The sequence below is a fragment of the Corynebacterium sp. NML 150383 genome (genome assembly GCF_002285085.1).
GTDB lineage: Bacteria > Actinomycetota > Actinomycetes > Mycobacteriales > Mycobacteriaceae > Corynebacterium > Corynebacterium gottingense.
In genome coordinates, this window is record NZ_NSGK01000002.1 from 13225 (window position 1) to 26408 (window position 13184).

16 protein-coding genes are annotated in these 13184 nt (G+C 69.2%); 12 read left to right on the forward strand and 4 right to left on the reverse strand.

Annotation, left to right across the window (positions count from 1 at the left end; all coding sequences use genetic code 11):
* Window positions 1-23: 23 nt before the first annotated feature.
* The 3 genes from CKJ85_RS02045 to CKJ85_RS02055 are packed head-to-tail and all read left to right on the forward strand — an operon-like array spanning window position 24 to window position 1529.
* Complete coding sequence (locus tag CKJ85_RS02045) at window positions 24-179, forward strand: DUF4177 domain-containing protein (protein WP_095066741.1); 156 nt, start codon at window positions 24-26, stop codon at window positions 177-179.
* A 3-nt stretch (window positions 180-182) separates the two neighbouring features.
* Window positions 183-665 carry a RidA family protein gene (locus CKJ85_RS02050; protein ID WP_095535932.1) on the forward strand — a complete coding sequence of 161 codons (483 nt, stop codon included), beginning with the start codon at window positions 183-185 and terminating at the stop codon, window positions 663-665.
* A 51-nt stretch (window positions 666-716) separates the two neighbouring features.
* Entirely contained in the window at window positions 717-1529 is an 813-nt protein-coding gene (locus CKJ85_RS02055; protein ID WP_095553275.1) for an MBL fold metallo-hydrolase, read from the forward strand.
* A 68-nt stretch (window positions 1530-1597) separates the two neighbouring features.
* Here the strand turns inward: CKJ85_RS02055 and glxR are convergent, their stop codons facing one another.
* Window positions 1598-2281, reverse strand: a complete 684-nt coding sequence (gene glxR / locus CKJ85_RS02060) for a CRP-like cAMP-activated global transcriptional regulator GlxR (RefSeq protein WP_095535934.1) — start codon at window positions 2279-2281, stop codon at window positions 1598-1600.
* A gap of 319 nt (window positions 2282-2600) precedes the next feature.
* Here glxR and nth point away from each other — a divergent pair, with 319 nt between their 5' ends.
* From nth to CKJ85_RS02080, 4 genes are read left to right on the forward strand one after another with little or no spacing between them, the layout of a single operon-like run.
* Window positions 2601-3434: an endonuclease III gene (gene nth / locus CKJ85_RS02065; protein WP_095553276.1), complete on the forward strand. Its 834-nt coding sequence runs from the start codon at window positions 2601-2603 to the stop codon at window positions 3432-3434.
* Complete coding sequence (locus CKJ85_RS02070; RefSeq protein WP_095553277.1) at window positions 3431-4021, forward strand: TlpA disulfide reductase family protein; 591 nt, start codon at window positions 3431-3433, stop codon at window positions 4019-4021. Before nth ends, CKJ85_RS02070 begins: the two co-directional genes overlap by 4 nt.
* Window positions 4018-4758, forward strand: coding sequence for a CoA pyrophosphatase (locus CKJ85_RS02075; protein ID WP_095553278.1), 741 nt, complete (start codon window positions 4018-4020; stop codon window positions 4756-4758). The genes CKJ85_RS02070 and CKJ85_RS02075 overlap by 4 nt, the downstream gene beginning before the upstream one ends.
* Before the next feature lie 57 nt (window positions 4759-4815).
* The gene (locus CKJ85_RS02080; protein ID WP_095553279.1) at window positions 4816-6006 is read left to right on the forward strand and encodes a MarP family serine protease; all 1191 of its coding nucleotides are present in this window, start codon (window positions 4816-4818) and stop codon (window positions 6004-6006) included.
* 13 nt (window positions 6007-6019) lie between these two features.
* On the opposite strand, the gene CKJ85_RS02085 is transcribed toward CKJ85_RS02080, so the two are convergent.
* A complete protein-coding gene (locus CKJ85_RS02085) occupies window positions 6020-6793 on the reverse strand; it encodes an alpha/beta fold hydrolase (protein ID WP_095553280.1) in 774 nt (257 codons plus the stop codon).
* A gap of 30 nt (window positions 6794-6823) precedes the next feature.
* Window positions 6824-7366: a phage holin family protein gene (locus CKJ85_RS02090; RefSeq protein WP_095275193.1), complete on the reverse strand. Its 543-nt coding sequence runs from the start codon at window positions 7364-7366 to the stop codon at window positions 6824-6826.
* Window positions 7367-7617: 251 nt separating this feature from the next.
* Here CKJ85_RS02090 and CKJ85_RS02095 point away from each other — a divergent pair, with 251 nt between their 5' ends.
* Window positions 7618-8640, forward strand: coding sequence for a dienelactone hydrolase family protein (locus tag CKJ85_RS02095; RefSeq protein ID WP_198947129.1), 1023 nt, complete (start codon window positions 7618-7620; stop codon window positions 8638-8640).
* 25 nt (window positions 8641-8665) lie between these two features.
* Here CKJ85_RS02095 and CKJ85_RS02100 read toward each other — a convergent pair whose 3' ends face one another.
* Entirely contained in the window at window positions 8666-9472 is an 807-nt protein-coding gene (locus CKJ85_RS02100; protein WP_233125657.1) for an HAD family phosphatase, read from the reverse strand.
* A 175-nt stretch (window positions 9473-9647) separates the two neighbouring features.
* On the opposite strand from CKJ85_RS02100, the gene ssd reads away from it, so the two are divergent.
* Genes ssd through CKJ85_RS02120 form a run of 4 tightly spaced genes read left to right on the forward strand, consistent with a single transcriptional unit; the run spans window position 9648 to window position 13175 of the window.
* Entirely contained in the window at window positions 9648-10673 is a 1026-nt protein-coding gene (gene ssd, locus CKJ85_RS02105) for a septum site-determining protein Ssd (protein WP_095553282.1), read from the forward strand.
* Window positions 10673-11800: a TadA family conjugal transfer-associated ATPase gene (locus tag CKJ85_RS02110; protein ID WP_095553283.1), complete on the forward strand. Its 1128-nt coding sequence runs from the start codon at window positions 10673-10675 to the stop codon at window positions 11798-11800. Before ssd ends, CKJ85_RS02110 begins: the two co-directional genes overlap by 1 nt.
* Window positions 11797-12588, forward strand: coding sequence for a type II secretion system F family protein (locus tag CKJ85_RS02115; protein ID WP_095553284.1), 792 nt, complete (start codon window positions 11797-11799; stop codon window positions 12586-12588). Before CKJ85_RS02110 ends, CKJ85_RS02115 begins: the two co-directional genes overlap by 4 nt.
* Window positions 12585-13175: a type II secretion system F family protein gene (locus CKJ85_RS02120; protein WP_095553285.1), complete on the forward strand. Its 591-nt coding sequence runs from the start codon at window positions 12585-12587 to the stop codon at window positions 13173-13175. The genes CKJ85_RS02115 and CKJ85_RS02120 overlap by 4 nt, the downstream gene beginning before the upstream one ends.
* Window positions 13176-13184 lie beyond the last annotated feature (9 nt).

Below are 13184 nucleotides of genomic sequence, written 5' to 3' on the forward strand. Positions count from 1 at the left end.
CGCGGCACGGTAGGGTGGTCGCCATGAAGAAATGGGAATACGCCACTGTGCCGCTACTTACTCACGCCACGAAGCAGATCCTGGATACCTGGGGCGAGGACGGGTGGGAGCTCGTCTCCGTCACCCCGGGCCCCAACCCGGATAACGTTGTCGCGTATCTCAAGCGAGAGGTGGAGTAAGCCATGGCGGGATCGTGGACCGCAGCACTCGACGAGCTCGGCATTGAGCTCCCGCAGGTCGCCGCGCCCGTCGCGGCGTACGTCCCCGCGAACCGCGTCGGCAACCAGGTTTGGACGTCGGGGCAGTTGCCGCTTATCGACGGCACACTGCCGGCCACCGGCAAAGTCGGCGCAGAGGTCAACGCGGAGGATGCCTACACGTACGCCCGCCAGGCCGCGCTGAACGCGCTCGCCGCCGTGGACGCGCTCGTGGGCCTGGACAATGTCACCCGCATCTCCAAGGTCGTCGGCTTCGTCGCCTCGGACCCGTCCTTCACCGGCCAGCCGGCCGTGATCAACGGCGCCTCCGACCTGATGAAGGAGGTCTTCGGCGAGGCCGGTGAGCACGCCCGTTCCGCGGTTGGTGTTGCTGTCCTGCCGCTGGACGCACCCGTCGAAGTCGAGCTCGTGGTCGAGGTTGCGGAGGGCGCGGAGGGGCGTCGATAAGCGCATGCCCCGTGCTGCGCTGATGGTGCAGGACGCGGTAGGGTTGGAGACATGAAGCACCCCGCTTACAGTCAGTTGCGCCCTGTGACGACCTCCGCCGCTGTCGTATTGGCGCCCAACCCGAGCTACGCGGCGCTGGAAGGAACCAACTCGTGGGTCATCCGCGACCCGGAAGATGAGTACAGCATCGTCGTGGACCCGGGCCCGGCGGATGAAGGCCACCTCAACGTGCTGCAGGCTAAGGCAGACAAGGTCGCCCTCATCCTCATCACCCACCGCCACCACGACCACGCGGATGGTGCAGAGCGGTTCCGCCAGCTCACCGGCGCGCCGATTCGTTCGTTCGACCCGCAGTACTGCCACAACGCGGAAGCGCTGCAGGACGGCGAGATCATTTCCCTCGACGGCGTGACGCCGAAGCTGCAGGTTGCGCACACCCCCGGCCACACCCGGGACTCCGTCTGCTTCTTCGTCTACACCCACGAGGTGGAGGACGATCAGCTGGAGGGCATCATCACCGGCGATACCATTGCGGGGCGCCACACCACCATGATCTCCGAGACCGATGGGGATGTGGGCGAGTACCTGGACAGCCTGGAGATGCTGGAGACCCGCGGCGATGGGATCATGCTGTTGCCGGGCCACGGCCCCGAGGGCGAGGACCTGTCCAAGTACGCGCGCAAGTACATTGATCGCCGCAACCAGCGCCTCGAGCAGATCCAGCAGGCGCTCAAGGAGCACGGCGAGGACGCGGACATCAACACCCTCGTTGACGCGATTTATGACGATGTCGATCCGGTCCTCCGCGGCGCTGCCGAGCAGTCCACCCGCGTGGGCCTGCGCTACCTGCGCAACCAGAAGTAACGCCCCGTACAACTGCGACTGCCCCGGCGAGGTGCCGGGGCAGTGTTCGTTTTTGGGGTGCTCGCGGGCTAGCGGGCGCGGCGAGCCAGGTGCTCAGTGTCCACGATGAGGACGGACTTGCCCTCCAGCTTGATCCAGCCGCGGTGCATAAACGTAGCGAGCGCCTTGTTCACGGTCTCGCGGGAGGCGCCGACCAGCTGCGCGATCTCTTCCTGCGTGAGGTCGTGGTTGACGCGCAGCGCGCCGCCCTCCTGGGTGCCGAAGCGGTTGGCCAGCTGCAGCAGCGTCTTGGCCACGCGGCCGGGCACGTCGGTGAAGATGAGGTCTGCCAGCGACGCGTTGGTGCGGCGCAGGCGGCGGGCCAGCACGCGCAGCAGCTGCTGGGAGATTTCCGGGTGGTCCGTGATCCACTGCTTGAGCATCTGCGAGTCCATCGTCGCCGCGGTCACCTCGGTGACGCAGACGGCGGAGGAGGTGCGCGGGCCCGGGTCAAAGATGGACAACTCACCGAACATGTCGGACGGGCCCATCACGGAGAGCAGATTCTCGCGTCCGTCGGGGGCGTGGCGAGCCAGCTTTACCTTGCCGTCTACGATGATGTAGAGCCGGTCGCCCGGTTCGCCCTCATCAAAAATGGTGGTACCGCGGGAGAACGTCAGCGTCTCCATCTCCTTGATCAGAGCGGCCACCGCGTCGGCGTCGACGCCCTGGAAAATGCCGGCCTTGGCCAGCGTGTCCTGAATGCCTTCCATTGAACCTCCTCGGAACGGCGGTGACTGTTATCCTCTGCGTGGTTTGGGTCACCTAAGTTTTATTTTTACGGCGTGGTCACAATGGCAGATGCTACCAGTTCACGTTGTGATGGGTGCCATATCCCGGAAAAGTTTCCCTACCGGCAATTTTAGGTTCAAAAAACGTTCAGTCTGCAACACCAGTGCGTGTTAATGGGCCTCAACCGATGCTGATTCGAGGCGTTCCATGCCCAGGGTGAACAGGCCGAGGAAGAGGGGCAGGATCGCAACTAAAATTACCGTCATAGGGGTCATGGTACGTGTGCGATAGCATTGCAGCATGTCCAACGTCTCGCTTCCCCCCGCACCGGACGCCGGGAAACCGCTGGCCGGCAAGCTTACGCCGCCGCGGCGCCGCGCACCGGGATCCCACCCGGCGGCGAAAGGGAAGGAGACGGAGCTGGGCCGCACCCGCCGCGCCCGGCGGATCAATCGCACCCTGGCGGCGGCGTTCCCGGATGCCCACGCGGAGCTGGACTTTTCCAACCCGCTCGAGCTGCTCGTCGCCACGGTGCTCTCGGCGCAGACGACCGATGTCCGCGTCAACCACGTCACCCCGGCCCTGTTTGCCACCTACCGCACGGCGCAGGATTACGCGGCGGCAAACCAGGCGGAGGTAGAGGCGCTGATCCGCCCCACCGGGTTCTACCGCGCGAAGGCCGCCAACTTGATCGGGCTGGGGCAGAAACTGGTCACGGACTTCGGCGGCGAGGTCCCGGTCGCGCTCGAAGACCTGGTCACGCTCCCCGGAGTGGGGCGCAAGACCGCGCACGTGGTGCGGGGCAACGCTTTTGGTAAGCCGGGGCTCACCGTGGATACGCACTTCCAGCGGCTCGTCGCGCGCCTAGCGCTGAGTGCGCAGCGCGACCCGGTGAAGATCGAGCGGGAGATCGCCCAGATCATCCCCGCGAGCGAGTGGACGATGTTCTCGCACCGACTCATCTTCCACGGCCGGCGCGTCTGCCACGCGAAGAAGTCGGCGTGCGGCGCGTGCCCCATTGCGTTCGACTGCCCCGGCTTCGGCGCGGGGCCAACCGACCCGGAGGAGGCGGCGGCCCTGGTCACCGGGGAAGAGCGCGAGCACATCCTGGGCATGCTGGGTGATGCGCAGTGAGGTCGGGCAAGACCGCGGTCGTGGCCAGCGTGGTGGGCGCGCTGGTGGTCACGTGCTTCGTCGTCGCCGGCGCTGTGGCGCTGCTGCGCGGCGGCGGATCGGGTGATGAAGTGCGTGGGGAGGGGGAGACGGGGGCGTCGCTAAGCGAGGAAGCGCCCGTGGCTCAGCGGCCCGACTGCGTGGCTGGTGGGGTCGGTGGCGTGGAGCTGCCGTGCCTGGGTGGCGCCGATGTGCCCGGCGAGCGCGCGGGCGTGACGGTGGTCAACGTGTGGGCCTGGTGGTGCGAGCCGTGCCGCACTGAGCTGCCCGTGCTCGAGCGCTACGCCGCAGACCACCCGGACGTGGAGGTCGTGGGCGTGCACGCGGACCGCCAGGCGGCGGCTGGGGCCGATCTGCTCAACGAGCTCGGCGTGGAACTGTCCAGCTACCAGGACTCCGACAACAGTTTCGCGGGGCAGCTGGGTCTGCCCGGCGTCGTGCCCATCACGGTGGTGTTCCGCGACGGCGAGCAGGTGGGCACGCTCGCGCAGGCCTTCGAGTCGGAAGAAGCGCTGGCCAGCGCCATCGACGGGGTGCTTGGGCGATGAGCGAGCGCAAGGAAGGGCAGCTTCTCGACGTCCCACTGCAGCCCCACAAGGCGCCCCGCTGGCTCGCGCCGCTGATCGACCGGATTCAACGCGGCACCTACCGCGAGGCGGCGCGGCCCCTCCTGCACGGGCGCACCGTGCCGGAGGACGCGGCGGACGAGGCCGCGGTGCTGATCCTGTTTACCGGGAACGCGGCATCGGTGACCATCCCGGACGACGCGCACGTGCTTATCACCCACCGCACGCCGCGGATGCGGAGCCACTCGGGGCAGATGGCGTTTCCCGGCGGGCATATCGACGCCGGGGACCGCGGGCCCGTCGACGCGGCGCTGCGCGAGGCCTGGGAGGAGACCGGCCTCGAGCGTTCGCGCGTGACGCCGCTGGCCACGCTGCGCACCGTGACTACGGGCGGCAGCGGACTCCGGGTGCGGCCGGTGATTGCGTACGCGAAGCAGCCGGGCGAGACCTACGTGGCCAGCCCGTTTGAAACGGACGACGTCTTCTTCATCGCCGTGCGCGACCTGGTGGATCCCGCGAACCGGCTGCAGGTGGGGCTGGCCAATTTTGCCGGACCCGCCTTCCGCGCCGGGTGTTACGTTGTGTGGGGCTTTACGGCTATTCTGCTCTCAATACTTTTGGAGCAAGCCGCGTGGGCCCGCGACTGGGACCGCACTTTGCGCGATTTGGACGAGGTGCTCGCCAACTCCGCCAACGGGGAGCCGCGGTACACGCGGTAGCCCCCGCGGACCGGCCCCGATGACGCCCCACAACACGAACCAGGAGACAGCAAAACAGTGACCGGATCAGCCATCGTGGACCTCGTCGCGGCGATTCTGGTGGTGGGCAGCTTCGCGGCGGGGTGGCGACGGGGCGTGCTGGCGTCCGTGTTCATCGCGGTGGGCAGCGTGGCCGGCTTGATTGTGGGGCTGCTCGCTGCCGCGTACACGCTCGACTTCTTCTCCGGCCGCGGGCTGCGCGTCATCATTTTCCTGGCGGTCGTGGTGTTCTTCGTCGGGCTGGGGAACTTGGCTGGCTCCGCGATTGGCGACGCCCTGCGCGGCGCCCAGCGGTGGCGCCCGATGCGCGCGCTGGATTCCGTCGCGGGCGCGCTACTGCAGGCGCTGGCCATGTCCCTGGCGCTGTGGCTGGTGTCTATCCCGCTGGTCAGCGCGCTTCCGGAGCAGCAGAGCGCCGCGCTGCGGGACTCGCGGGTGCTGCGCGGGATCGACGGCGCAACACCGGACGCGTGGGCGCAGCTGCCCGCCAAGGCGGCCGCATTGCTGCACGACACGGGCCTGCCGCCGCTGGTCTCGCCGTTGAGCGCCGATGCGAAGCGTGAGGTGGACGCGCCGGACGAGTCGGTGGTGACCGGTGACCTGGTCGACCGCGTCCGACCGAGCGTCGTCCACGTCGTGGGTGACTCGGAGACCTGCCACCACCGCCTGATGGGCAGCGGCTTCGTCATCGCGGACGGCTACGTGCTGACCAACGCCCACGTGGTGGCGGGCACCCAGCTGGTCAACCTGGACACCGTGCTGGGCGTGAAGCACGCGGACGTCGTGCTCTACGACCCGGAGGTGGACATCGCCGTCCTTCACGCCCCCGAGCTGGGCCTGCCGGAGCTGACGTGGGCGCCGCGCGAGCTAAAGTCCGGCGATGATGCCGTGGTGATGGGCTTCCCCGAGTCCGGCCCCTTTGAAGCAGACGCGGTACGCGTGCGGACCCAGTTGGAGCTCAGCGGCCCGGACATTTACGCCACTGGCCGGGTGGAGCGCGGCGCGTACACGATCCGCGGCGACATCCGCCAGGGCAACTCCGGCGGGCCCATGTTCACCCCGGAGGGGCAGGTCGCGGGCATGATTTTCGGCACGGACGTGGACGTCGCGGACACCGGCTACGCCCTGACCGGCACGCAGCTCCGCGAGGTGATTGGCGACGTCGAGCGCCTCACCGACCCGGTGGACACGCAAACCTGCGCGGTCTAAAGCACCAGGAGTGCTATGACGCCAAGTGCTTCTCGACGCCCCGCACAAACGCCCCCGGATCCCCCGCGTAGGGCAGGGCGTGGAGGACGTGGTTGGCGCCGTCTGCTGGCGCGTGCCGCCGCAGGCGGTGCGTGGCGAGGATGTGGGGCAGCGCGTTATCGATGCGCAGCGCCGCAAGCCGGGTCGCGAGCGTTTCCGCTGGGTGATCGGGGTGCTTGGCGGCGCTGTCGGCCGCTGCCCGCGCGAGGGTGGCGTGAAACGCGCTACGCCACGCGCGGTCCAGCGCGCCGGGCAGGTGTGTGGCGGTGGCGGCCGCGACGGGGGCGGGGAGGCGGCCGAGCCAGGCGGGGAGGTGCGGCTCGTTGGGGAGCGTGAGCACGCTGCGGACAAGCTGGGGCTGGGCCTGCTCGAGGGCGCGGGCGACCACGGCGCCGGTATCGGCGGCGACGAGGGCGGCGTTCGCGTGTCCCAGGGTATGGATCACCCCGCCGAGGTCGCCGCGCAGGATGCGCAGCAGGTTGCCGCCTCGGTGGGCGGGCTTGTCAGACATGCCGAAGCCCCGCTGGTCCAGCGCGGCAACGTGGTAGCCGCGGCTGGCCAGCGGGGCGAGGGCGTAGCGGAAGTCGAACCAGCCGCCGTACGCGCCGTGGATGAGCAGGACCAGGGGGTCGGCGGAGTCGCCGGCCACGGCGGCGTGCAGGCGCACGCCGCGAGTGTGCAGCATGCGGTGCGCAAACTCCCCCGGCAGGTCAACGACCGAGGGTGGCGTCGGGGTCAGGCGGGGCATGCCCGGAGCGGCCCTGGAGGCGAAAAGCGCCTACTTGGTCACTGCCGTGGAGCCGGTGGTGTGCGCGGCGGAGGAGTACAGGCCGCTGGAATCCTTGGACAGGTTCTGCTGGGCCTGGCCCGGGCGCAGGTGCTTCAGCTCGCCGACGGACTCGATGGTCTTCTCCGGCGCCTTGATCTTCTTCACCTTCTGCAGGCCCATGAAGGCCAGGATGCCGGCGAGGGCGATCATGATGAGGAAGACGATGAGGAATGCCCAGCCGCGGTGCATCCAGGACGCGAGCATCTCCGCCAGGGCGAAGAAGGCGAAGAAGCTGGAGTACAGTGCGATGACGCCGGCCACAGCGAAGAGGCCGCCACCCATGGCACCCTTCTTGACCTCGCCGATGACCTCGGTCTTGGCCAGCTCGATCTCGCCGCGGACCAGGGTGGAAATCTGCTCCGTCGCGTTGGAGACCAGCGTGCCAATGGAATCCTTACCCGGCTGGGTGGTGTCGGCGTCGCGCAGCGGGATGGAGTCCACCTTGGCAGACACTGCCGTGGAACCGCTGGTGTACAGACCGTCTTTGCTCACTGTTTTTCAAACCTTCCTGCGAGTCGCCTACAAGGCGTGTGGCTACTGCTGCTCTCGCGCGTATACGTACACGTGTGATGCATTGTCCTCCACGACTTTAGCTATAGTCCAGCCTTCGTGCCTGTATTGGGGCCGGAAGGTCGGCGAAACCGCTGCCGCGCAAGTTAGGATGTAAGCCTAAAACATCCTGCAAATGGTCCAAAATGCGCAGATTCTTTCACGGGTGTGAGCGCTGCGTGGGAAGGAATGTGGTGAAGGTCCTTAAGATCCTTGGCAAGGCGCTGGTCGCGCTCCTGGTTGTGCTTGTGCTCCTCGCGGCGGTGATTGTTGGGTTGCGCGCTTACAACCAGCACACCTACCCGTTCGGGAGCGTGGGGTCGTCTTCTGTTGCGGGGGAGGGGGATGGTGGGGCGTCGTTAAGCGTTGCCCCGATCCACGGGGACCAGATCGAGGGGTTCCACATCATGCCCGAGCGGAAGACGCACCCGGGCGTGGTGGTCGTGTACGGCGGCTCCGAGGGCGGTGCGGACCGCTCTCGTGCCGAGTGGCTCGCCGGCGAGGGTTACGAGGTGCTCAGTATGTACTTCTTCGGGCAGGAGGGGCAGCAGCAGGGGCTCGCGGAGGTGCCGCTGGAGCAGTTTGATGAGGTCAGCACGCTTATCGACGCCACCGTGGACGGCGACGGGCCGGTGACGGTGGTGGGGACGTCGAAGGGCGCGGAGTTTGTGGAGCTGCTGGCGGCAAAGGGCTTCCGGGTGGACAACGTGGTCGCGTTCGTGCCCGCGAGCTATTCCTACCCGGGGCTGGTGTTCCGGCAGGCGGAGGAGTTGCCGTCGTTTACCTACAAGGGTGAGGCGGTGCCGTTCGCGTCGTTCCGCGCGGGGTCCATGGCGGCCGGGGCGAAGCAGATGTGGGACATGGTGACCGGCTACCCGGTGTCGTACCGCGCGACCTACGAGTCCGCGGCGGAAGCGGCACCGGAGGAGGCGCGCATTGACCTTGCGCACTTCGGCGGGAACGTGCTGCTCTTCGCCGGCGAGGAAGACCAGATGTGGCAGTCCGCGGACGCGGCGCGCGAGCTCGAGGCGCAGGGCGAGCAGGTGGAGGCGCACGTGTACCCGGACGCCGGGCACGTCTTCTTCGAGCACTCGGAGGAGCTGCCGGACGGCTGGCAGATCATGCTCGGGGGTACTCCGGAGGGCAACCGCGCCGCGTACGAGGACTCGCGGGCCGTGTTGCTGGAGCGCCTCGACCAGTGGCACGGGAGGCAGTAGCTACTCGAGCTCCTCGGGCGGGGGGCTAAGCGGAGCGGCCGTCGCGCATGATCGCGCGCGTGACCAGCGTGCCGACGACCGCGAGCGCCGTGATCCCGGCGATGACGCCCGCGCCGATGCCCACTTCGCGCGCGTTGGGCATCTGGATGAGCGGCTCCGGGTTCTTGAAGGTGCGGATCTCCCAGCCAGACGACATGGCGTGCTTGCGCAGGGCGCGGTCCGGGTTGACGGCCACGGGGTTGCCCACGGCCGCGAGCATCGGGATGTCCGTGGCGGAATCGGAGTAGGCGTAGCAGCGCGCGAGTTCGTAGCCGTGCTCGCGGGCGAATGTTTCCACGGCCGCCGCCTTGGCCTCGCCCTTGAGGTACTGGGTGATTGTGCCGGTGAGCTTGCCGTCTTCCACCTCCACCTCGGTGGCCACGACGGTGTCCACGCCGAGCTCGGCGGCGATCGGCTCGACGAGGATGTCCGCGGACGCGGAGATGATGATGACGTCGTGGCCCGCTGCGCGGTGCTGCTCGATCAGCTCGCGCGCCTCGCGGTAGATCGCGGGCGTGACCACGTTGTGCATCGTTTCGGTGGTGATGCGTCGCACTTCGTCCACGTCCCAGCCCTTGACCAGCTGTGCGAGTTGGTCGCGCGAGGCGTCCATCTGCTCGCTGGAGTGGCCGACGAGCATGTAGGAGGCCTTGGACAGGTAGAGGTCGAGCGCCTCCTGGCGGGTGATCAGGCCGTTGTTGAGGAACTCTTTGCCAAAGGCGTAGGCAGACGAGGTCGCGATGATCGTCTTGTCCAGGTCGAAGAATGCCGCCACCGGCGCGCGAGTTGCCATGTGCCTCATTCTAACGAGCCAACCTCAGCGCCCGGCGTGTAAATGCTGAGGCGCGTGTGAGTGATGGGGCTGGGTTATCCACAGATTGTTTATTTTGGATGCGATCGCGGCCTGGGTTATCCACAGATGTATCCAACCCCTTGCACGTTGATGTTGCGCCTGCAATGCTTGCGGCATGACACAAACAAAAGTACCGAATTCTCGCGCCGGCCGCCCCATCATCGTCGCGGTGGACGACCCGCTCCTCCACCCGGAGGTAACCCACCTCGCCGCAGCCGCTGGCCACGCCATCGTGGACGTTGCCGACCCCACCACGCTGCCGCGATACGTGGCGCGTGCGTTCGCAGTGCTTGTCGACGCCACCTGGGCCCCACACCTCCCTCCACCCCGAGCCGACAACGTGTTCATTGTCAGCGGCAGCCTCGCCGACGCCTCCGCGTCCCCGGACGCCTTCGTCCTGCCGGCGCAGGCCGGCGACCTCCTCGTCGCGCTCGGCCGTTGCGCACAGGCGAGCCAGCACAGCGGCGGCGGGCGCACGATCGCCGTGCTCGGCGCGGGCGGTGGCGTCGGCGCATCCGTCCTCGCCTGTGCGCTCGCCGAGGTGGGCGGGAACGCCACGCTTATCGACGCACACCGGCTCTCCGGCGGACTCGATCTCCTCCTCGGCGTCGAGGAGCGGCCGGGCGCGCGCTGGGGCGAGATCGTGCTGGGCGATGGTGCCGTAGCGCGCACCGACGTGCGCCGCGCCCTGCCCTCCACCGCTTCCGGCACCGCGGTCCTCACGTTTGCGCGCAGCACCGTCGCGGACCCGTTCCGGGTCGACACGGCGGAGCTGGAGAGGCTCTGCCGCGCTGTGGGCGGCGAGGGCCTGACCGTCCTCGATGTCCCCATCGACCTGCTCCCGGCGGCGTGCGACCTGGCTGTCATCGTCGTGACGCCGACGGTGCGCTCCGTCTGCGCGGCGCAGACGATCGCGTTGGAGTGCAACGCCGCCGGCGTCGAGCACGTGCTGGTCCTCCGCGACTCCCCTTGGCAGGGCATCGACGACGACGGCGTTGTCGCAGTGACCCGCTCGCGGATCTGCCACCGACTGCCCACGCTGCACCGGCTGCCGCGCTCGATCGAGAGCGCTGGGCTCCCGGCGCGCCTGCCCAAGCCCCTGCGTAAGGCGGCCGACGCGGTGCTCGGGGAGGTGGCGTGATGGATGCCAACGACGTACTCGCGCGCGTACAGCGCCGCCTTGCGGACGAGCCCGCGCCCCCGTCGCCCGCACGGCTGGTGGACATCATCCGCGACGAGGCGGTGGTGATTAGCGACCTCGATGTGCTCGCGCTCATGCGCAAGCTCCGCGACGACACCACCGGAGCCGGCCCGCTCGAACCGCTGCTGGCGGCCGGCGACGTGACAGATATTTGTGTCAACGGCCCGTCCGAGGTCTACGTCGACCGTGGCCGCGGCCTCGAGCTGGCGGAGACCACCTTCGACTCGGAGGCGGACGTGCGTGCTCTGGCCACGCGCCTCGCGCTGAGCTGCGGGCGCAGGCTCGACGACGCACAGCCATACTGCGACGGGCACCTCACCCGCGACGACGGCACGCTCTTACGCTTCCACGCGATCCTCGCCCCAACGGCGCAGGTGGGCACCTGCTTGTCGCTGCGCGTGCTGCGCACCGCCACCGCTTCGCTCGCGGACCTGGTGGCGGGCGGCTTCCTCGATCAGGAGCGCGCCGACCTGCTGCGCGCGCTGGTAGCGCAGCGCAAGGCGATCCTAGTGGTGGGCGGCACCGGCTCCGGCAAGACGACACTTCTGTCGGCCCTGCTTGCAGAGGCCGCCCCCACCGAGCGCATCATCGCCATCGAGGACACGCTCGAGCTGACCCCGCACCACCCGCACGTGCTCAACCTGACCACGCGCGCCGCCAACGCCGAGGGCGCCGGCGCGATCACGATCGCGGACCTGGTGCGCCAGGCTCTGCGCATGCGGCCGGACCGCATCGTGGTCGGCGAGATCCGCGGTGCCGAGGTCGTGGATCTCCTCGCCGCGCTCAACACGGGCCACGACGGCGGCGCGGGCACCCTCCACGCCAACTCCATCCACGAGGTCCCCGCCCGGCTGGAGGCGCTCGCGGCCCTCGGCGGTCTGGACCGCGCCGGGCTGCACTCGCAGCTCGCCGCAGCCGTGGACGCCGTGGTGGTGGTCCGCCGCGGCCCCGACGGCACCCGCTACGTGCACCAGATCGGCGTGCTGGAGGGCCAGCCCGTCACTGCGCGCGTGGTGTGGGACAGCGAGCGCGGCCCCGCCGCCGGCTACAAGGAGCTGGCAGCATGAACCCACTGCTCATCGCCGCCGCGGCAACCGCGCTCACCGCCCCCGCTCCCTCCGCCCGCCTGGGCGCACTCACGCGCAACGTGCAACGCTTCTCGACGCCACGCCTCCACTCCACGCTCTGCATCGCCGGCATCGCGCTCGCGCTCGGCCTGGTCGCCGCCAAACGGGTCAGCGTGGTCCTCGCGGCAGTCATGGCCGGGGCGACCGTCGTCGACCTCATCGTCCGGCGCCGGGAGCAGCGGCAACGCGCCAAGGGTGCGGCCGTGACCGCCGACTTTCTCGGCCACGTGGTGGCCAACCTGGACGCCGGAGCCCCGCTGCCGCGCGCCTGCGTGACCGCCGCCGAGCGCCTGCCCGACAACGCGCCGGCCCCACTCGCGCGCGACATCCACCGGCTGGTCCACCACATCCGGCTCGGGCACTCTGCCGCGCAGATCGAGGTGCCCACGGCGCAGCCGGAGCTCGCGCGCATGGTCACGCTGTGGCGGCTTGCAACCGGGCGCGGGATCCCCGTCGCCCAGCTGCTGCGAGCCGCGCGCGACGAGCTCGACCACGCCGAGCGGCACCGAGCCGCGACAACCGCGGCGCTGGCCGGGCCGCGCACCACGGCCATGGTGCTCGCCGCGTTGCCGCTCGCCGGGATGCTCATGGGCGCCGCGATGGGGGCGAACCCCGTCGGGCTGCTGACCTCCGGCGGCATAGGTGGGGTACTCCTCGTCGTCGGCACCGCCTTGGTATGCGCGGGCACGGTCGTGTCCCGGGTGATTATCGAAAGGGCGGCGCAATGATCCTGCTTCTCGCATCACTGTTCCTCGCGGCCGCGCTCGCCCTGCCCCGGGTCCAGCCGTTGCTGCGGCTGCGCGTCGCTCCCGGCGCGGGTTCGAAGACCCCGCGGGATGGTCCCCGCGGGGAAGCGCCGGGTATCGACGCCCACCGCAGCGCAGCCGACATCACGCTCTTCGCGGCATGCTGCGAGGCCGGGCTCCCGCTCGCCGGCGCCGCCGCCGCTGTTGCTGAAACGTACGGCGACACCGGCGGAGGCAACGCGCACGCGAGTCCTTGGCATACCGTCGCTGCGCTGACGGCGCTCGGGGTGAGCCCCGAGCGCGCCTGGTCAGAGCTCCATAGCGTCCCAGGTGGCGCGGAGCTCGCCGGGCTTGTTGCCCTCTCCAACTCCTCGGGGTCCGCCATCGTGGCGGGCTGCGAGCGCATCGTCACCAAGCTCCGTGCTGAAGCTGCCGACGAGGCGAGCGCCAAAGCGGAACGGGCGGGCGTCCTCATCGCGATCCCGCTTACCGCCTGCTTCCTCCCGGCGTTCTTCGTCCTCGGGCTTGCACCGGCGGTGCTCAGCTTGGGGGCGGCGATCTTGCACTAACTGTCCACT